Here is an 18,404-nt window from a genome sequence, read left to right on the forward strand (position 1 = left end):
TTGGAGTATCTTGGCTGGATAATTTTTCTATAATATGGAAAAAAATTTATAAGTTGCCATAACTGTTTTTATATAATTTTATCTATACTTTAGGCGATTATTTTAGGTTTTAATTGAAGAATGTAGGTTAAGCAGTTACGATTATGCATTGCATTTACCCCAGTTACTTTTTTTGTTTACTCAAGTACTCAGAAGATCTGTGTAAATATACGCCTATTTAAGGAGGCAGAGTGGAAGTGTCACTAGAATTATCTTCACCAAGCATTAAAGTGGAAAATCAATCTATATTAAGTAATTGTCATGCTGATTGGAAAGAAATTGTTGCTAAAGCCCTGGAAACTATGGATCCGAATTATTTGCATCAGTTAATGCATGATGAACATTGGTTGCCCGGAAAGGAACGATTATTCGCCGCTTTTAGTTTACCACTTGCTGAGACTCAATATATTTTATTAGGTGAATCACCTTATCCACGTAAAGACTCAGCAAATGGATATGCTTTTTGGGACAATGCAGTGGGGAACTTATGGAGTGAGGGGGGATTAAGTAAATCGGTTAATAGAGCAACTTCTTTGCGTAACTGGATTAAAATGTTACTTGTTGCACGCGGCGAGTTAAACTCCAATACATCACAAGCCAATATTGCATTACTAAATAAAAGCTCTTTAGTTCAAACAGGACAACAACTGTTTGAAGGAATGATGAGGAAGGGAATTTTATTGCTCAATGCTTGTTTGGTTTATAGTGAGGGCAGGGTTCCTTATCATGCAAGGCAATGGAAGCCTTTTATGCAAAGTCTTTTTAGTCAATTGACAGTAGTTAAGCCCTCTATTCAACTTATTTTATTGGGTAAAATTGCGGAAACTGCTGCACAAGATAAATTGCCTATAGGACTGATTGCAGAACATCCTTATAACGTAAGTTTTATTACCAATCAGCGAGTTATCGATTTTTTTAAACCTCTGGATTTATTACACTATGAGTCACACTGAATCAACCGTTAATCCTCAAGAAATTAGTAAATTTGCTCAGCATGCCAGTTTATGGTGGGATACTGAGGGACCACTGAAAACTTTGCATGACATAAATCAAACACGGCTTGATTTTATAAAGCAGCATGTTGATTTAAATGATCTGACTGTTTTGGATGTAGGGTGTGGCGGTGGCATTCTGTGTGAAGCTATGGCAAGCACTGGAGCACGCGTTACAGGGATAGATGCTGAGCCTGAGGCAATTTCGGTAGCTCAAGAACATGCAAAAAATAGTCATCTACAGATTAGTTATTTATCTACTTCGGTGGAGGCATATAACGATCATCAATTTGATGTCATCACTTGTATGGAAATGTTGGAGCATGTAGAAAATCCCGGATTGGTTTTTGAACATTGCCGACGATTACTCAAACCACAAGGTTTTTTATTTGTATCAACAATTAGTAGAACAATTAAAGCATATGCCACTGCAATTATTGCTGCGGAATATATTTTAAATTTACTGCCTAAACAAACACATGATTACAAAAAATTTATTAAACCAAGTGAGTTATTTGCGATGGCACGGCCTTGGGATTTTAACTTGATTGATTTGAAAGGCATGGACTACAACCCCTTTTTAAGAAGCGCTTCATTAGGCTCTGATATTAGAGTTAATTATTTGATGGCTTTACGCTAATTAATTAATCTACAGCGTAGATAGGTGTGAGAGCAGGAAGGGAAGAACTGGCCTGCAGTGTAGCGGAACCCGGGGGTTTTCCTGGGCTCTACTACGCTTTTCACTCAGGCTACAATTATTTGTTTTCTGAGTTTTGCTTCTTACTATAGCGCTCTACATAGCGTTGATGTGCATATCTCGCTTGTTCTAGAGTTACCACATCCACCTCATTCCCATAAATATCAATACGAGCAGAGTTCTCTTTTTGACAATTCAGATACGCTGGTGATGCACTATAGTAGCTTAAAGCTTCTCTCAAAGATTTTTTACTGAATGGCGGGGAGTCAAGCCGTTCATAGAAGTCGATGATGTCATCAAATATCCCAATTTTTAGTGGCTTGATCTGATTGCCCTTTTTAAAAAAAGCATTTGGAAAATGTTCAATAAGCCAATCAATCACTTGTAATCTATCTTTTTTAACTGCAGTTAACTGTTGTTTATCCATTGTATAGCTCTAAAGCGTTTCTAGATGCAGAATAAACTACCACATCTTTCGACATAATCAAGCACTTGTATGCAAAGATACCCATTATCCTTAGTTATTTTAAGAAGTAGATATTGAAATCAACGAATAGAAATGGTTTTTTTTGCTCGATCTCTTGTAAGATATTTCTCAATCAGGCTGCAGACAACAGCCGTTTTTTTGGACATAAATTACAGCGTGTTTTTTTAACTACTTGTTTTTTAACAAAAAAATAAATCTCTTGTTTGCCTGCTTACCAGAAAGAACTCAAGAAATGAGCCTGAAGCAACCTTGAAGTTATTACTTTCTATTGCTACATTTAAAACATGACTTGTATGGATATGAGTCATACAAATGGAATTGTAATCATATGGATATGATTAATCATGGATGATCATAAGAACTGGAAGTTCTTATACGGATGACTGCGAAAGCCAGGGGTTAACCCTGGCTTTTTTATTTTATGCCACTAAATAGCCTGATTTGGATAAAAACTTTTTATCAGGGAAATAAGCAAAAATTACGGAACCATTTTTAATGGTATTAATGACGGGTTTTGCTAGAGTTTGAGCAATAGCAGGACAGCCCCAAGAAAGTCCGGCTCGACCTGAACGTTTTATGAAATCAGGCTCTACATACCATGCGCCATGAATTACGACGCGTCTACTTAATGCATTATCATTAAAGCCTTTATCCAAACCCTGCAGGTTGAGTGAATAACCTTTATGACCCATATAGGTGTCTTTGGTAATATATGTACCCAAGCTTGATTGTTTACTTGAATGAACATTCGAAAAATGACTTGCTTTATTCACGCCTGAATTTTTGCCGTGTGCAACATAAGTATTGTATAGGAGGCGCTCTCTATTGAGATCAAATACCCACATACGTTGCTTATTTGAAGGTAAAGAGTAATCAATCACAGTAAGCACTGGCTTTTTAACAGCGCCTCTTTTGCTGGCATTTCTATATGCAGTTAATGCAAGCTTTAATACATTTCTATTTAATTTGGGTGCCTTGCTGCTCAAATGCTGTAATTTAGCATTGATATCTGGCTCAGTTTTTGCCGCAAATGTAGGCGCACTGGAAGTTATATTGCTGGTTAAAATTATGGTTGAGATTAGAGTCAATAGGGTGTTCATACTTCTCCTTTCTTCTTGTAAATAGCCTTTATTGTTCTTCAAAAAAATGGTGATTATATTAACAATTCATGTAATTGTAAAATTACTAGGACTTTCTTTGCTCATCAGGGGGGAATATTAGTCAATTCATAGGGTTGTTTGAGGAGGGCAAAAAGGTATTGTTTATAATTAAAACAAATTGAGTCAATACATTCCCATTCTTGACGAAGAATGTTGATCAAACAGTATAAAATTAGTTCTATTATTTTAAATAAAAAACAGATTTTTTGCTTAAAAATAGATATAATTACGGCGTTTACAGCAGATTTATACTGTATTCTATAGCAAAATAATAGCTAGTGCATTCCATTTTATATGGCACTAAATTATACTTGGCTGTTACTTTTTTAAACTCTTTTAAACCCGATATTGCTTGATATTCCTCAAGAGATAATAGGGAGAAGAATAGTTATATATTTGATTTCGGAGAATGCTATGCTGGAAAAGCAGATCATACAATTACCTGAAGGAATACGAGCTGCTATTAATCATGCCTATCGTGTTGATGAGTTATCGTTAATAACGGAGCTTTGTGATAAAGCTGCATTAGGGCAACAGCAATTAATTGATATTAGGAATAGTGCAACAAAGTTGGTTGAGTCAGTGCGTACAGAACGAAAAAAAAGCACGGGTATTGATTCTTTTTTAACTGAGTATGCTTTATCTAGTGATGAAGGTATTGCACTTATGTGCTTGGCTGAAGCATTACTGCGTGTTCCTGATAGCGCTACAATTGATAATTTAATCAAAGATAAGTTGTCTGGCGGTGATTGGAAATCTCATATAGGACAAAGTGATTCTTTTTTTGTAAATGCAACAACATGGGCCCTGATGCTTACAGGTAAAATACTCACCCCAGAAAAAGCTGAAAACACATTAACTAAATCTTTAATGAAACTTGTGAATCGTAGTAGCGAGGCTGTGGTTAGAAAAGCCGTTGATAAAGCGATGCGAATTATGAGTAAACAATTTGTCATGGGCAGAACGATTGATGAAGCTTTGAGTCGAGCAAAAAAGAAAGAAGCTCAAGGTTATCGTTATTCTTATGATATGCTAGGCGAAGCAGCGCTTACTTCGATTGATGCATCACGTTATTTTGAGGCATACAAAGCAGCAATTGAAGCGATTGGCAGGCAGGCTGACAAAAATTCAAATGTATACAAACGTGCAGGAATATCTATAAAACTTTCTGCATTACATCCTCGTTATAATGAAAGCCAACATGAACGAGTTATGGAAGAGTTACCGCCTAAACTATTGGCACTAGCTCGTTTGGCAAAAAATTATGACATTGCTCTAACTGTTGATGCTGAAGAATCTGAGCGCTTGGATTTATCACTTGATGTAATGGAGCGTGTTTTTAATGATTCTAGTTTAGATGGATGGAATGGTTTTGGTTTAGCGGTTCAGTCTTATCAAAAAAGAGCTTTTTATGTATTGGATTGGGTCGCAGCTCTTGCTAGAAAAAAACAACGCCGAATCATGGTGCGCTTGATTAAAGGTGCTTATTGGGATAGCGAAGTCAAGAAAACACAAATGCAGGGACTTAAAGAATATCCTGTGTTTACGCGTAAGGTTTTTACAGACGTTTCTTTTCAGGCATGTGCGAAAAAAATACTGACGATGACGGATGCAATTTACCCTCAATTTGCGACACATAATGCTTATTCTGTGGCAATGATTTTAAATATTACCGGTGATTATCGGGATTTTGAGTTCCAATGTTTGCATGGAATGGGTAATGAATTATATCAACAAATAGTGCCTGCTGAGTGTCATGGTATTCCTTGCCGTATTTATGCTCCTGTAGGCAGTCATGAAGATTTGCTTCCTTATTTAGTACGTCGATTATTAGAAAATGGAGCCAACTCCTCATTCGTAAACCGTATTGTTGATGATAATGCGCCTATTAGTACATTGGTTGAGGATCCTGTTGAAAAGGCCACGGCATTATTGCATAAGATGAATCAAAATATTCCTTTACCTGAGGATCTGTTTCAACCTAACAGAAAAAACTCTAAAGGTTTTGATTTTACAGATCGTAGCGAGTGTGCATTTTTGCAACAAAAAATGGCGCAAATCAAGCTACAGCAATGGACTGCAGAACCTATTATTGCAGGCACAATTACACTTATAGGTGAAAAGCAACGAATAGAATCGCCACAACAAACGGAACATATTATAGGGACAGTCCAAAATGCATCGCTTCAGGATGTAGCGCAGGCTTTGACTAGTGCTGAACAAACTTTCCCGATTTGGTCTAATATGCCTGTTAAAGATCGCGCTGCATGTATTAATCGTTTTGCTGATTTATTGCAAGAAAATCAAGACGAGCTTATGACCATTGCCTGCCTTGAAGCAGGTAAAACAATGAATGACTGTATTGCAGAGGTGCGAGAGGCCATTGATTTTTGTCGCTACTATGCCATGCAAGCACAGCAAATTTTAGCCTCTCCTTTGCGTTTGACAGGTTATACAGGTGAGTTAAACGAGCTTAGTTTACATCCTCGAGGTGTGATACTTTGTATTAGTCCATGGAATTTCCCCTTGGCAATTTTTACGGGTCAGGTTGTTGCTGCTTTAGTCACGGGGAACTGTGTTATTGCAAAACCAGCAGAGCAAACTCCATTAATTGCGGCGTATACGGTTAAATTAATGCATCAAGCAGGGGTTCCAGTAGGTGCTGTACAATTACTTCCTGGCCCTGGTGAGACAATAGGAGCTGCATTGGTTGCTGATAAACGCATTAAAGCCGTCTTATTTACAGGCTCAACAGACACTGCCAATCTTATTAATCAGACCTTGGCGACACGAGGTGGGGAAATTATTCCATTGATTGCTGAAACAGGTGGCCAAAACGCAATGATCGTTGATTCGTCTGCTTTGTTAGAACAGGTTGTTGTGGACGCAATTAACTCAGCCTTTGGTAGTGCTGGACAAAGATGCTCTGCGTTACGCGTATTATTCGTTCAAGAAGAGGTCTATCCAAGAGCGATAGCACTTTTAAAAGGAGCTATGGCAGAGTTAGTTGTAGGAGATCCACGCTGGCTTGTTACAGATATAGGGCCTGTTATTGATAAAGCAGCTTTATCCATATTAAAGAACCATGTTGAGAATATGAAAAAGCGTTTTGAAATCATTTACCAATGCGCTTTGGATGAATCACTTGAGTCTGGATATTTTATGCCCCCAACAGCTATTGCTATCGATCACATCAATGCACTAGAAAAAGAAGTGTTTGGTCCTGTCTTGCATGTGATTCAATTTAAGCAAAAAGATCTGGATCAAGTGATTAAGCAAATTAATGCAACGGGTTATGGTTTAACACTGGGTATTCATAGCCGTATTAATGAAACCGTCGAATACATCAGACAGAATATTCATGCAGGTAACTGTTATGTCAATCGAAATATGATAGGTGCTGTTGTCGGCTTACAACCTTTTGGTGGTGAGGGACTATCAGGAACAGGCCCTAAAGCAGGTGGACCTAACTATTTAGTTCGACTCTGTCATGAACGTACTTATACTGTTGATACAACAGCAGCTGGAGGCAATGCAAGTTTAATGTCTCTGCCTGATTAACAGATACGCTCAATAAAGGGAGTCCTTTGATGGAGAATATTGTACCTCCTCAAAGGAACCCCGGTATTTCCAGAGCAAACTGAAGATACAACGAGCCAATGAATGGAGTAATTAATGAATAGGATATTCTCTGTATTGCACTTTTTTTTAATTTCTATTTTATTTGTTTTTTTTAATCCGCTTTTATTTGCGACAACACTCGCTCTTCCTCATACAAACCAATTTATTTCATATACTGATATTGGGCATGGTAAGCCACTTGTATTAATTCATGCATTTCCTACAGATCAACGATTGTGGCAGGGCCAACAACAGGGTCTTAAAGAACATTTCCGCGTCATTACCCTGGATTTATGGGGATTTGGTCAATCATCCACTGTCGATGGCAAAGCAATTTCTATGTCAGAATATGCGCTTGAAGTAAAAGAATTATTAGATTACTTAAAGATTGATAAAGCAATCATTGCAGGGGAATCAATGGGGGGATACATTGCTCTTGCTTTTTTGGGGAAATACCCAAATCAAACGCTAGGATTAGTTCTTTCTAATACCCAAGCGGTGGCAGATAGCCCTGAAACAAGAGCCACTCGTGAACAAACAGCACTTGATGTTCTTGAACATGGAACAGCCAATCTGATTGATGGGTTTATGACAAAGGCGCTTTCGCCTGATGCATCACCGCAAACAAAAACTTATCTGTATCATATTTTAAATCTGCAAAAACCAACAGCGATAGCATCTGCCTTACGCGGTATGGCACTTCGTGATGCTACTGTATCTTTACTTACAACAACAATGCTACCTATATTAATTATTACCAGTGAGATGGATAAGGTCATTCCACCACAGCAAAGTATTGATATGCATTCACTTGCAAAAAATAGCCAATTAATTATTTTACCGAATGCAGGGCACTTGTCTAATTTAGAAAAACCTGAACAGTGGAATCAAGCGGTAATTGATTTCTTTGCATAAACAATCAGTGTAACTTGGGTGTTGCGCAGCGAACCCCGGGTTACAGCGACGCTTTCACCCAGGCTACGTATTAAAAATATCCTAATGTTTTTTAGCAAGAAACCAGGGAATTAATACAAATAAAATTAATCCGCCGATTAAAAATGATTCAAAAACAAATACATTACCTATTGGTATTTGTGTTGGCGGTACAAAACCAATAACAATTGCTGTAAGACAGCAGAGAGTTCCAACAATGCATAATAACCACATAACTATATTACCACCAGGGACAACGTAGCCACGGTGTAGGTTTGGTTTACTGTATCTTAACTTAATGGCTGCAGCAAACATAAAAACATAAACTAATAAAGCCATTTGTGCACAGAGATCACTCAACATCCAATACGCCGCATTAATTGAATGTAACAAAATAAACGCAGAGCTTAAAACGGTAAAAATAATAGCTTGTGTAAAGAGAATGGTTGTGGGAGCGCCATATTTATTGGTATGAGCAAACTTAGCAGGTAAAGATCCGTCACGTGCTGAGACCATTAATCCTTTTGTTGGCCCAATAATCCATGCAGAAACGCCGCTGAGGCCACCTAAGATAATTAAAACGGCAATGATTGAGGTCATCCAGGGCATATTATACGAGTTGAAAAAAACAGCATATGCATCAATCAGTCCTGAAACAACGCTTAGACTGTCATTTGGGACCACAATCACAATGGCCATTGAGCCAAGAGAAAGTGTAGCAATTACTAAAATAGTTGAATAAAGAAGGGCTTTGGGATAATCCCGTTGGGGATTTTTTACTTCTTCAGCATGGACAGCTGACATCTCCATACCCAGTAGTCCAAATAATACCACTGCAAATAACGATAAATTACCTACAGAGCTGAAATCAGGTAACCACGTCGAGGGATAGCCGACCATCGTGGGCTTTCCTTGAACAGCCCAAAGCACTGCTAATATAATAATAAAAAGCATAGGGAATATAGTGCCTAATGTTGCTCCGATCGTACTGACTATGCTTGATATTTTCATTCCAAAGCAATTAAGTATTGTAAATACCCAAAACAGAACAAGCACAGTACCTAACAAATAATACTTATTATTTCCAAGTTCTGGGGAAATTAAATAGGAGAGGGTGGCTGCGATAAAGGCGAGTATTGTTGGATACCAAACCACGTTATATATCCATTGAAGCCAAATAGTAATAAAAGCTGCACGTTTACCGAATGCTTCACGAACCCATATGTAAATTCCACCTGTTTCAGGATAAGAAGTCGCTAATTCAGCAGCTACTAAAGATACAGGAATAAAAAAAGCAAACGCTGCTACAACATAATACGAGACTAATGTAAGGCCTAGTTTGGCGCTAATAGGCAAAGTACGTAAGCTATCAACAGCAATGACGTTAATCATTACTAAAGAAAAAACGCTTAGAACCTTTTTAGGGTGATTCATGAATTAATCCTTACCAAACGCGGTATAATCAGACCGCAAATAACCTTGGACGTCAGTGTTATTGTTTATGAAATTTTACTAAAAAATAGATTTGGATTTTAACTCAAATAAATGATCATATCGAGCTAACTCAATGATGCTGCAGTTGGGCCAGAGACCCAACTGAGAATATATCATGAGCATATTAAGCACACAGATTTCTGAGAACATATTGTAGAATACCACCATTTTTATAGTATTCTAGTTCGTCCGCAGTATCGATGCGACATAATGCATTAATCTGCTCAACTTTGCCATTGGCTCGTTCAATAGTTACTGGAACCATTGAACCAGGTTTTAAAGAATCAGACACATCAATACTGATGCGCTCATCTCCTTGCAACTCCAATGTTTTACGCGTCATACCATCACAGAACTGTAATGGTAAAACCCCCATGCCAATCAAGTTTGAGCGGTGAATCCGTTCAAAACTTTCAGTGATTACTGCTTTGACCCCAAGTAAATTGGTGCCTTTTGCAGCCCAATCTCTTGATGAGCCTGTACCATATTCTTTACCCGCAATGATTACAAGATCATGGTGATTGTTTTGATAAAGCATTGCTGCATCATAAATAGGCATTACTTCGCCTGAAGGAATATAACGGGTGATACCGCCCTCTTGTCCCGGCGTCATTTCATTGCGAATACGGATATTAGCAAACGTACCTCGCATCATTACTTCATGGTTACCGCGACGAGAACCGTAGGAGTTAAACTCTTTTTCATCAACCCCTTTGGATTTTAAATACAAGCCAGCAGGGGAACTCGCTTTGATCGAGCCGGCTGGAGAGATATGATCCGTTGTAATTGAGTCACCAAATAAAGCAAGGACATATGCTTGTTTAATAGGCTTAATTGGATCAGGCTTAGTTTTTAAGTTGTCAAAAAAGGGTGGGTGCTGGATGTATGTTGAATGCGCATCCCATTCATAGGTTTTTCCACTGCTTGTTTTAATCGTTTGCCAGTGTTCGTCACCAAGGAATACTTCTGCATATTCTTTGCGGAACATACCACCAGTAACCTTAGAAACTTCAGCCGCAATTTCAGCATTTGATGGCCAAATATCTTTTAGGTATACGTCATTGCCTTTATTGTCTTTACCTATGGGCTCTTTGCTGAGATCAATAGTAGTAGTACCGCAAAGGGCATAGGCAACTACTAGTGGTGGTGATGCTAACCAATTTGCTCTGACTTGAGGATGTACACGTCCTTCAAAATTACGGTTTCCTGATAAAACAGCAGAAACAACAAGATCATTGTCACTAACGCTGTGCGAAATAGCATCAGGTAGTGGACCAGAGTTACCAATACACGTTGTACAACCATAACCCACTAAATTAAAACCTAATTGATCTAGATAAGTTTGTAATCCAGCTTGTTTGAGATAATCTGTGACGACTTTTGAGCCGGGGGCTAAAGAAGATTTAACCCAAGGTTTACGCTGTAACCCTTTTTCAATTGCTTTTTTAGCCACTAACCCGGCAGCCATAAGGACACTTGGATTAGATGTATTCGTACAACTGGTTATGGCAGCAATGACTACATTGCCGTGTTTCATTTGAAAATCATGATTTTTCACTGCAAAAGAAGTATTTTTTTCCTGTTCCTTTCCAGCTTCTTTAAGGAATGCATCAAATTCTGTAGGTAAAGTACTTAAAGTGACTTTATCCTGAGGTCGTTTAGGACCTGCCAATGAGGGGACTATAGTACTCAAATCGAGTTCTAAAGTATCAGTGAATACAGGATCTTCACTGTCTTTGTCATACCACATTCCTTGTGCTTTAGCATAAGCTTCAACCAAAGCAACAGTGTGTTTATCACGGCCAGTTAATTCAAGATAGCGAATTGTTTCTTTATCTACAGGGAAAAATCCACATGTAGCGCCATATTCGGGTGCCATATTAGAGATTGTGGCGCGATCAGCAAGAGGTAAATCACTTAAACCGGGTCCATAAAATTCAACAAACTTACCTACAACTCCTTTTTTTCTAAGCATTTGCGTTACTGTAAGCACCAGGTCAGTTGCTGTAATCCCTTCGTTCATTTTTCCATGCAATTTGAAGCCAATCACTTCAGGAATCAACATGGATACAGGTTGCCCTAACATTGCTGCTTCGGCCTCAATACCTCCCACACCCCATCCGAGCACACCTAAGCCATTTATCATGGTTGTATGGGAGTCTGTACCGACTAATGTATCGGGATAAGCATATAAAGCACCATTGTCACTGCTGCTCCATACGGTTTTTCCCAAGTACTCAAGATTTACCTGATGACAAATACCTGTTCCAGGAGGAACAACCTGGAAATTATCAAATGCTTTTTGACCCCAACGCAGAAACTCATAGCGCTCATTATTTCGCTTCATTTCAATTTCAGTATTTACAGCTAATGCGTCAGTGCTGGCAAATTTGTCGACCATAACTGAGTGATCGATCACCAAATCAACGGGTGATAAAGGCGCGATTTTATCAGGATTACCGCCCAATTGAGCGATTGCATTGCGCATGGCCGCTAAATCAACTACAGCAGGAACTCCAGTGAAGTCTTGCATCAATACGCGTGCGGGTCTAAACGCGATTTCATGTTGTGATGTTTTATCATGCAGCCAATCAGCAATAGCCTTAATATCTTTGGTGGTTACTGTGTTATCGTCTTCAAAACGTAATAAATTTTCAAGAAGAACTTTGAGGGAATATGGAAGGCGGCTGATTCCTTTAAATTTTTTTTGTTCGACTTCTTTAAGACTGAAATAATGATAAGTTTTCCCATCTACGTGCAATTGAGATTTTGTCGATAAGCTGTCACGACCTACTTTCATAAGGAACTCCTGAAATCAAAAACTGAATGATAGCTCAATTTTAAGAAAATTCCATGAGTTCTGATTAAATTAGGTCAGAACTTTTTACATTGCCACAAGGGGGAAGGCTCCTTCATTTCTTGGAACTTCATCAAAAGAGACTGCGGGGTCAATTAATTTCGCACCAGACTGAAAGATCATCTTTTCTTCCTGTTGTTTGGCTATCGGATCAAGTGGGCTTGGCGTCATCAAAGAGATCACTCCAGGGGCTAACATCGTAAGACCTATTGGAAATAAGATGGCGCTTAAGATCGGCATGTAAGGAAATGCAATGATTGATGCCAAAACAAGTATCGCTCCCAAAATAGTTGCGCCGAGTGACACATTATGTCGTATAGGCTCTTTGACCCGTTCAGTAATTCCTACTGCATAATAATCTCTGCTGTTAAAATAACTGCTGGTATAAGAATTTGTATAGCGTGGTTGAGATAAACAAGAGACAACTGTTTTAGCAAAACGAGCATATTGTTCTAATATTCTTTGTTTTTCATTAGGATCTGTAATATTTTTGAGCGCATTCTCAAAATCTTCGGTTCGCTGTGCTAAAAGAATAAGAAAAGCATATTTATCGTCCTCTGATATATGAGCCAATAACTGCTTAGCGTTTGCTATTGTTTGTAAAACAGATGCGTGTGTTTTTTTTTTAGTAAAAAAAGTCATGATGATGCTCTTAAAATATAAGTACAAACAAGGTTAGCATCCATTGTAAGTAAGGAAACAGAGGCTCTTGCTTGCCTTTACACTCAAGCAATATTAATTAACATGAACTTAATTGTCTTAGCATAAAGTTATCAATTGGTACGGATATTGCATTCAATAATCAAAAGTATTGGGAGTTAGAATGACCGACTTGAATGCACTATTAAACCTACCAGGGTTTGCTGACTTTTTCTCTAATAATTCGTCATGCGACAATCTCATAGATGGCGATATTTTGACAGGACCAGTAGAAAAAACTCAAAGTGGTATTCAAAATCCTTTACCAACAATCGATCTCAAAGATCCAAATGCGTTCATTTTATTGTTATCCCATGTTGTAGAAAAGATATCTAATTATCAGGAAGCAAATGAAGTTACAGGAGAACTTAATCAGTCTAGCTCAGAAATAGTTAATGCAGAAACAGAAGAGAGCGTGGAGGAATATAGCGAGAAGCAAACTATCCATGAGATGGAAAATAATGTTGCTGTTTCTTGGATTAGCTCTCAATATTATCAGCAGGAAATTGAAAAAAATCGCGCCCCTGAACAGGAATATAATCCAATTGACCTGTTAAAGTGTCCAGAGCAAAATGAAGAAAAGCTGTTACCTACGTCAGTACAAATTAAAGAAAGTCAAATACAAGCTGATGAAACGATCTCAAGAAATGATGCTTTAATCGAAGAAATACAACAAATTGATGTACTTAAAAACATTGAAAAAGATATTCAGGAAAGTGATATACAAGCGTTAGAACAACAACCTGCTGTAGTCGAAGTTAGGAGCAGTTTACTGCAAGATACTGATCTGATTGTAAATTCAGAGTTGCCACAAATTATTACAAATACATTACTAAGCCCAGCAGAACCTATTGAAAACAGTAAAGATTTGAAAAACTCAGTGCCTTACAGTAAAAAAATGGAATTAATGACATCTAATATACACTTAGAATCCAAATTGAGCGATTTGGAAAGTCCTTTAGAGGAAAAAAATACAAATCAAACCATTTCATTTCAATCATTAGTAAATGAAAAGGAAAAAGCAGTGCCTCATCTTACATCTACTACTACGCTATCGTCTTTTGCAATCGAAAATACTGATGGGGCAAAATTACAACTGATGGGGCAAGTAGTAACAAATGAAGCGCGTGTTGATGTGTCTATGGAAGGTCGCACACCTATTTTAGATAATGTATCTCAAACGCTAATGATACCCATAGAAGTCGATAAACCCGAATGGTCGAAACAATTTTCTGATCAGATTATTTGGCTTGGTCAGCAAGACGTTAAAAGTGCCGTAATTAAAATAAATCCTGAGGATTTGGGGCCACTAGAGATCAACATTAAAGTGACAAATGATACTGCTTCAATAAATATAGTAACGCATAACCATCATGTGCGAGACATCATTGACCAATCGTTACCAAGATTACAGGCGATGATGGCTGATCAAGGTTTAAATTTGTCTGAAGTACAGATTGATTCTGATGCCAACCCACGACGGTTTTCTCAGCAAAATGATAGTACACAAGAACAACTCACTCAAACTTTTGAAGATGAAATTGGAGTAACTCCCTTGAAGAATAAAGGGAAAATGAAAGGGTTGGTTGATTATTTTGCTTAAGAGCAGCGACTTTATGTGTGATTTTTGTTCAAATTGGTATGGCAGTACAGCAATGCTGTAGGCGAAGCCGTAACCCGGGTTTCGGTGCGCTGCACCCAGGCTTACAATGCAAAAATGAAATCACTCCTCCTCAGCTATCGACAAATTCTTCTACAACGAATCACATGGCCACTCCAGCGATCAATCAGACAGCTTTTGCGACATCCGTGACCTACATATCTCCATGGTGTCCAAAACACGCTTCGATGATGACGATGATAGTAATATGGTGGTGGTTCATAATAGCCACCAGAATGATATCCAATAAAATAAGCAAGTTGCTGACCCGGTAATTGTGAAGGTGATGTATCTGCTTTAACTATGCTACTGTAGAAAAAACCTATAAGTATTATCAAAGACAAAAAAAGACGCGAGATATTTTTGTAACTTCGGATGCTAACTTTTTCCATGATGCAATCCCTCTTGATGTTGTTACATTAAGAATTATAGATTATAAATAGACTCTAATATTCACGAACAATTTGGAGATTTAATTTATGAAGGAAAAAATAATTTTAATTACAGGTTGTTCTACCGGTATTGGCTTTGATGCAGTTTTTGCTCTGAAGAAAAGAGGACATAGAGTTATTGGGTCTTGTAGAAAACAGGAGGATGTCCAAAAATTATTGGATATGGGCGTAGAGGCAGTTCAACTGGATGTTTCTGATTCTGCTTCAATTCAACGTGCATTTACTGAGGTTATGGCTAAAACAGAAGGTCGTTTAGACGTGCTGATCAATAATGCTGGATATGGTCAGGCAGGAGCTTTAGAAGATATTTCGCGTGATGTATTACGTGCACAATTTGAAACGAACGTTTTTGGGTTAGTCGAGCTAACCAATCTTGCTATTCCAGTCATGAGAAAGCAAGGCGCTGGTCGTCTTATTAATCTTAGTTCGATCTTGGGTATTATCAGTATGCCATTTCGCGGTGCCTATAATGCCTCAAAGTATGCCGTAGAGGGGATAAGTGATACGCTAAGGCTTGAATTGAAATCATCAGGTATTGACGTTATTACTATAGAGCCAGGGCCAATAGAAAGCCGTTTTCGAGATAATTGTGTTGATAACTCATTGAGTATGGTCGATATACAAAATAGCCAGTTCCGCAAACAATATGAACGGATGCTCACAACCTTTAAACAAAAGAAATCTGATTCAGTTTTTACCCGGAAAACTGATGCGGTAATTGATAAATTCATTCATGCAATTGAATCCAAAAGACCAAAGGTCAAATATCCAGTAACTTTTCCTGCCCATCTTATGATTTCTTTAAAATGGCTTTTAAGTGCAAGAATGTTGGATAGGTTTTTTTTATTGGTTTCGAAAAAAGAGCTGTCATAATTTTATATACTAAATTTACTGTCTTACTCGCGATAAAATGTATGAAAATAAAAATTTTTTTAAAAAAAGAAGAAAAACTCCAATTTCTTTGCTAATATCTAATTGGGTTAAAAATCATTAACTATCAAGGAAGTAAAATTATGAAAAAATCAACAATAGCTGTAGCTGCTCTATTAACTGTATTAGCAGCTCCTGTAGTTTCAGTTGCTTATGCAGATGACGCATCTACTACTGCTCCTACAAGTACTTGCAAAGGTTGCAAGGGCTGCAAAGGTTGCGCTGGCTGTAAAGGTTGTAAAGGTTGCAAAGGCTGCAAAGGTTGCTCTGGTGAGTAATCTGTAGTCTTTATTTTTTAAAAGAGGTAGTTTCTACTACCTCTTCTTTTTTCTTCAAGAAGTAAAAAATATGATTACCCATCCAGATTTTACCTTGCCCAAACTAAGTAAGTGGCATAAAGGCATTTATTTGAATTACGCCAAACAAGTTTTAGAATCGCAACAACTAATGACAACAAACAAGGGTAAAAACATTCTTCATTATGCTTTAAAGAAGAAACGTCGTTTTGAACATATGAGCCACTATCCGCCTGGTGATCGCATAGACCACACAACTGGGGCTCAATATTTTTATCACTGCCATAGAGAAAATTACGAAAGCACAGAGCATGGTCATTTTCATTGTTTTTTACGCTATAAATATATACCTAAAAGGATTAAACCCGCACCTTTAGCTGATTGGGATAGGTATATCGATAATCCCATGACTCATCTAATTGCCATTGGCATGAATCAACTAGGACAACCCATACGCCTGTTTACTGTTAATCGTTGGGTAACCTCCGAAATTTGGTACAATGCTGAAGAGAGTGCACGCCTGTTGAAATACTATAAAATAACCTTAATTGATGATCCTTATTGGCAAGTGTTGGATAAATGGGTAGAGGGGGTACTTCAGCTATTTAAACCGCAGATTTTATGGTTGCATCAACAGCGTGATAAAAAAATGCAACAACATCAATCTGTTAGCTCAGTTGACAATCCCTATATGGATTACGAACTTGAAGAGCTCTCCGAAATTTCAATTGATTTAAAAGATCAAATAGAATGGATTATTCGTTAGCTCATCCTTTATTTTGATGTCCAGCCCCACAAAAAGTTGCGAAGTGGGGTTTATGTAAAAATGTTGATTAAACCATTCGCAATGCGTCACAGTTATTTCGATAAAACCCGGAAGGCTATTATCTTTCTTCAAAAAATTTAGCTTCACTTTAACAGTCCTATCGCACTTCGGAAGAAGGGGAACAACATCAAATTGACACAAGAAAGGGGATATAATACTGTGTTATAAAAAATTAGCGCCTATTTTGCTCCCTTAATTGAACACTTACAAGAAAGGTAAGTTGCCTTCAGATAAAAACTCAAAGTTATTGAAAAATACTTCCTCAAGAAACTCTTTCTCAATTAAAAAATCAAAATAATTTAGCTGTACTATAATTTACATGCGAAATGATAAATTATTGGAGTATTTGCATGTCATCCCACGCTAAAAATAGGACTCAAGATGAAATTGATTCTATACATCAATATTATATGGAAATTATCAATTCAATGCCCAATATTGTGTACTGGATAGATACTGAATGTAATCTAAAAGGATGTAATAACAATTTCGTTGAACTGCTCGGCGTCAACACAATCAATGATTTAAAGGGGTCGCCATACCAACAAATGGAGGAATTTGCACACTGGGATAAAGAGCGGATAGAGACGTTAAAATTAGATGATATGAAAGTAATTTTTTCAGGAGTCCCCCAGCATCATGTGGAAGAACAACCAATTAAAGATAATTCTGGAAAGCTTTTCTATTTTCAATCATCGCGAATACCAATGTATGATCGTAATAAACAAATAATTGGATTAATTGTTATTTTAAACAATATTACTTTAAATAAAGAAATTGAAACCCATGCCGATGCGTTACAAGAAAATAAACAAACAACGAAGAGTTTATTAAATGAGGGGTATTTGCCTACTGTGCTCATGGTGGAAGATAATATAATTGCACAAAATGTTGAAAAGGCATTATTAACCGCATTACATTGTCATGTTGATATAGCCGATTCTGCCGACAGTGCAATAAAATTATTTCAACCAGGAAAATACGATTTAGTTTTGATGGATATTGGGCTGGAAGATTCCTCAGGCTATGTCGTTGCAAAGCAGTTGCGTCAAAAAGAAAAAAATACAGATCATCATGTCCCCATTATTGCTTTGACTGGTTTTGAAGCAGATGTAGTCAAATACGATTGCCAACACTATTTTATGGAAGGGGCAATCAGTAAGCCCTTAACCTGTGAACAAGCAGAACAAATTATTAAACATTATGTTTATCATATGGATGTTCCTATACGCGGTTTAAAGACAACTTAATATATTATTGC

The 18,404-nt window shown here is 37.5% G+C and carries 15 protein-coding genes; 9 read left to right on the forward strand and 6 right to left on the reverse strand.

Annotation, left to right across the window (positions count from 1 at the left end; genetic code table 11):
- The first annotated feature begins 230 nt into the window (after window positions 1-230).
- Both BGO44_RS07760 and ubiG read left to right on the forward strand, forming a co-directional pair.
- The gene (locus BGO44_RS07760) at window positions 231-992 is read left to right on the forward strand and encodes a uracil-DNA glycosylase family protein (protein ID WP_058510278.1); all 762 of its coding nucleotides are present in this window, start codon (window positions 231-233) and stop codon (window positions 990-992) included.
- Complete coding sequence (gene ubiG / locus BGO44_RS07765; protein ID WP_058510279.1) at window positions 979-1,671, forward strand: bifunctional 2-polyprenyl-6-hydroxyphenol methylase/3-demethylubiquinol 3-O-methyltransferase UbiG; 693 nt, start codon at window positions 979-981, stop codon at window positions 1,669-1,671. Before BGO44_RS07760 ends, ubiG begins: the two co-directional genes overlap by 14 nt.
- A gap of 115 nt (window positions 1,672-1,786) precedes the next feature.
- Here the strand turns inward: ubiG and BGO44_RS07770 are convergent, their stop codons facing one another.
- On the reverse strand, window positions 1,787-2,155 hold the full coding sequence (locus BGO44_RS07770) for a ProQ/FINO family protein (protein ID WP_058510280.1): 369 nt from the start codon (window positions 2,153-2,155) through the stop codon (window positions 1,787-1,789).
- Between the two features lie 479 nt (window positions 2,156-2,634).
- Window positions 2,635-3,315: a murein L,D-transpeptidase catalytic domain family protein gene (locus tag BGO44_RS07775; protein ID WP_058510281.1), complete on the reverse strand. Its 681-nt coding sequence runs from the start codon at window positions 3,313-3,315 to the stop codon at window positions 2,635-2,637.
- A gap of 474 nt (window positions 3,316-3,789) precedes the next feature.
- Between BGO44_RS07775 and putA the strand changes: the two genes are divergently transcribed.
- Both putA and BGO44_RS07785 read left to right on the forward strand, forming a co-directional pair.
- Window positions 3,790-6,936 (forward strand): bifunctional proline dehydrogenase/L-glutamate gamma-semialdehyde dehydrogenase PutA, encoded by a 3,147-nt coding sequence (gene putA, locus BGO44_RS07780; RefSeq protein WP_273197852.1) that lies wholly within the window; start codon window positions 3,790-3,792, stop codon window positions 6,934-6,936.
- Between the two features lie 114 nt (window positions 6,937-7,050).
- Entirely contained in the window at window positions 7,051-7,911 is an 861-nt protein-coding gene (locus tag BGO44_RS07785) for an alpha/beta fold hydrolase (protein ID WP_058510283.1), read from the forward strand.
- Window positions 7,912-7,992: 81 nt separating this feature from the next.
- Here the strand turns inward: BGO44_RS07785 and BGO44_RS07790 are convergent, their stop codons facing one another.
- The 3 genes from BGO44_RS07790 to BGO44_RS07800 all read right to left on the reverse strand — a co-directional run bounded on the left by BGO44_RS07790 (window position 7,993) and on the right by BGO44_RS07800 (window position 12,922).
- Entirely contained in the window at window positions 7,993-9,363 is a 1,371-nt protein-coding gene (locus BGO44_RS07790; protein ID WP_058510284.1) for an APC family permease, read from the reverse strand.
- 184 nt (window positions 9,364-9,547) lie between these two features.
- On the reverse strand, window positions 9,548-12,223 hold the full coding sequence (acnA, locus tag BGO44_RS07795) for an aconitate hydratase AcnA (RefSeq protein ID WP_058510285.1): 2,676 nt from the start codon (window positions 12,221-12,223) through the stop codon (window positions 9,548-9,550).
- Between the two features lie 84 nt (window positions 12,224-12,307).
- Window positions 12,308-12,922: a lpg1689 family Dot/Icm T4SS effector gene (locus BGO44_RS07800; RefSeq protein WP_058510286.1), complete on the reverse strand. Its 615-nt coding sequence runs from the start codon at window positions 12,920-12,922 to the stop codon at window positions 12,308-12,310.
- 190 nt (window positions 12,923-13,112) lie between these two features.
- Between BGO44_RS07800 and BGO44_RS07805 the strand changes: the two genes are divergently transcribed.
- A complete protein-coding gene (locus BGO44_RS07805) occupies window positions 13,113-14,582 on the forward strand; it encodes a flagellar hook-length control protein FliK (RefSeq protein WP_273197853.1) in 1,470 nt (489 codons plus the stop codon).
- Window positions 14,583-14,716: 134 nt separating this feature from the next.
- Here BGO44_RS07805 and BGO44_RS07810 read toward each other — a convergent pair whose 3' ends face one another.
- Window positions 14,717-15,031, reverse strand: coding sequence for a hypothetical protein (locus BGO44_RS07810; protein WP_083503925.1), 315 nt, complete (start codon window positions 15,029-15,031; stop codon window positions 14,717-14,719).
- An 87-nt stretch (window positions 15,032-15,118) separates the two neighbouring features.
- Between BGO44_RS07810 and BGO44_RS07815 the strand changes: the two genes are divergently transcribed.
- The 4 genes from BGO44_RS07815 to BGO44_RS07830 all read left to right on the forward strand — a co-directional run bounded on the left by BGO44_RS07815 (window position 15,119) and on the right by BGO44_RS07830 (window position 18,393).
- A complete protein-coding gene (locus BGO44_RS07815; protein ID WP_058510288.1) occupies window positions 15,119-15,964 on the forward strand; it encodes an SDR family NAD(P)-dependent oxidoreductase in 846 nt (281 codons plus the stop codon).
- 140 nt (window positions 15,965-16,104) lie between these two features.
- On the forward strand, window positions 16,105-16,299 hold the full coding sequence (locus BGO44_RS07820) for a hypothetical protein (RefSeq protein ID WP_058510289.1): 195 nt from the start codon (window positions 16,105-16,107) through the stop codon (window positions 16,297-16,299).
- 70 nt (window positions 16,300-16,369) lie between these two features.
- Complete coding sequence (locus BGO44_RS07825; RefSeq protein ID WP_058510290.1) at window positions 16,370-17,083, forward strand: DUF6969 family protein; 714 nt, start codon at window positions 16,370-16,372, stop codon at window positions 17,081-17,083.
- A gap of 410 nt (window positions 17,084-17,493) precedes the next feature.
- Window positions 17,494-18,393, forward strand: coding sequence for a response regulator (locus BGO44_RS07830; protein ID WP_058510291.1), 900 nt, complete (start codon window positions 17,494-17,496; stop codon window positions 18,391-18,393).
- Window positions 18,394-18,404: the final 11 nt, after the last annotated feature.

It is taken from the genome of Legionella sp. 39-23 (assembly GCF_001897665.1).
Lineage (GTDB): Bacteria > Pseudomonadota > Gammaproteobacteria > Legionellales > Legionellaceae > Legionella > Legionella steelei.

Excerpts from the sequence above, each read along its gene's own strand:
- ubiG (WP_058510279.1), top strand. The coding sequence starts at position 979 with ATGAGTCACACTGAATCAACCGTTAATCCTCAAGAAATTAGTAAATTT.
- BGO44_RS07770 (WP_058510280.1), bottom strand. The coding sequence starts at position 2,155 with ATGGATAAACAACAGTTAACTGCAGTTAAAAAAGATAGATTACAAGTG.
- BGO44_RS07775 (WP_058510281.1), bottom strand. The coding sequence starts at position 3,315 with ATGAACACCCTATTGACTCTAATCTCAACCATAATTTTAACCAGCAAT.
- putA (WP_273197852.1), top strand. The coding sequence starts at position 3,790 with ATGCTGGAAAAGCAGATCATACAATTACCTGAAGGAATACGAGCTGCT.
- BGO44_RS07785 (WP_058510283.1), top strand. The coding sequence starts at position 7,051 with ATGAATAGGATATTCTCTGTATTGCACTTTTTTTTAATTTCTATTTTA.
- BGO44_RS07790 (WP_058510284.1), bottom strand. The coding sequence starts at position 9,363 with ATGAATCACCCTAAAAAGGTTCTAAGCGTTTTTTCTTTAGTAATGATT.
- acnA (WP_058510285.1), bottom strand. The coding sequence starts at position 12,223 with ATGAAAGTAGGTCGTGACAGCTTATCGACAAAATCTCAATTGCACGTA.
- BGO44_RS07800 (WP_058510286.1), bottom strand. The coding sequence starts at position 12,922 with ATGACTTTTTTTACTAAAAAAAAAACACACGCATCTGTTTTACAAACA.
- BGO44_RS07810 (WP_083503925.1), bottom strand. The coding sequence starts at position 15,031 with ATGGAAAAAGTTAGCATCCGAAGTTACAAAAATATCTCGCGTCTTTTT.
- BGO44_RS07815 (WP_058510288.1), top strand. The coding sequence starts at position 15,119 with ATGAAGGAAAAAATAATTTTAATTACAGGTTGTTCTACCGGTATTGGC.
- BGO44_RS07820 (WP_058510289.1), top strand. The coding sequence starts at position 16,105 with ATGAAAAAATCAACAATAGCTGTAGCTGCTCTATTAACTGTATTAGCA.
- BGO44_RS07825 (WP_058510290.1), top strand. The coding sequence starts at position 16,370 with ATGATTACCCATCCAGATTTTACCTTGCCCAAACTAAGTAAGTGGCAT.
- BGO44_RS07830 (WP_058510291.1), top strand. The coding sequence starts at position 17,494 with ATGTCATCCCACGCTAAAAATAGGACTCAAGATGAAATTGATTCTATA.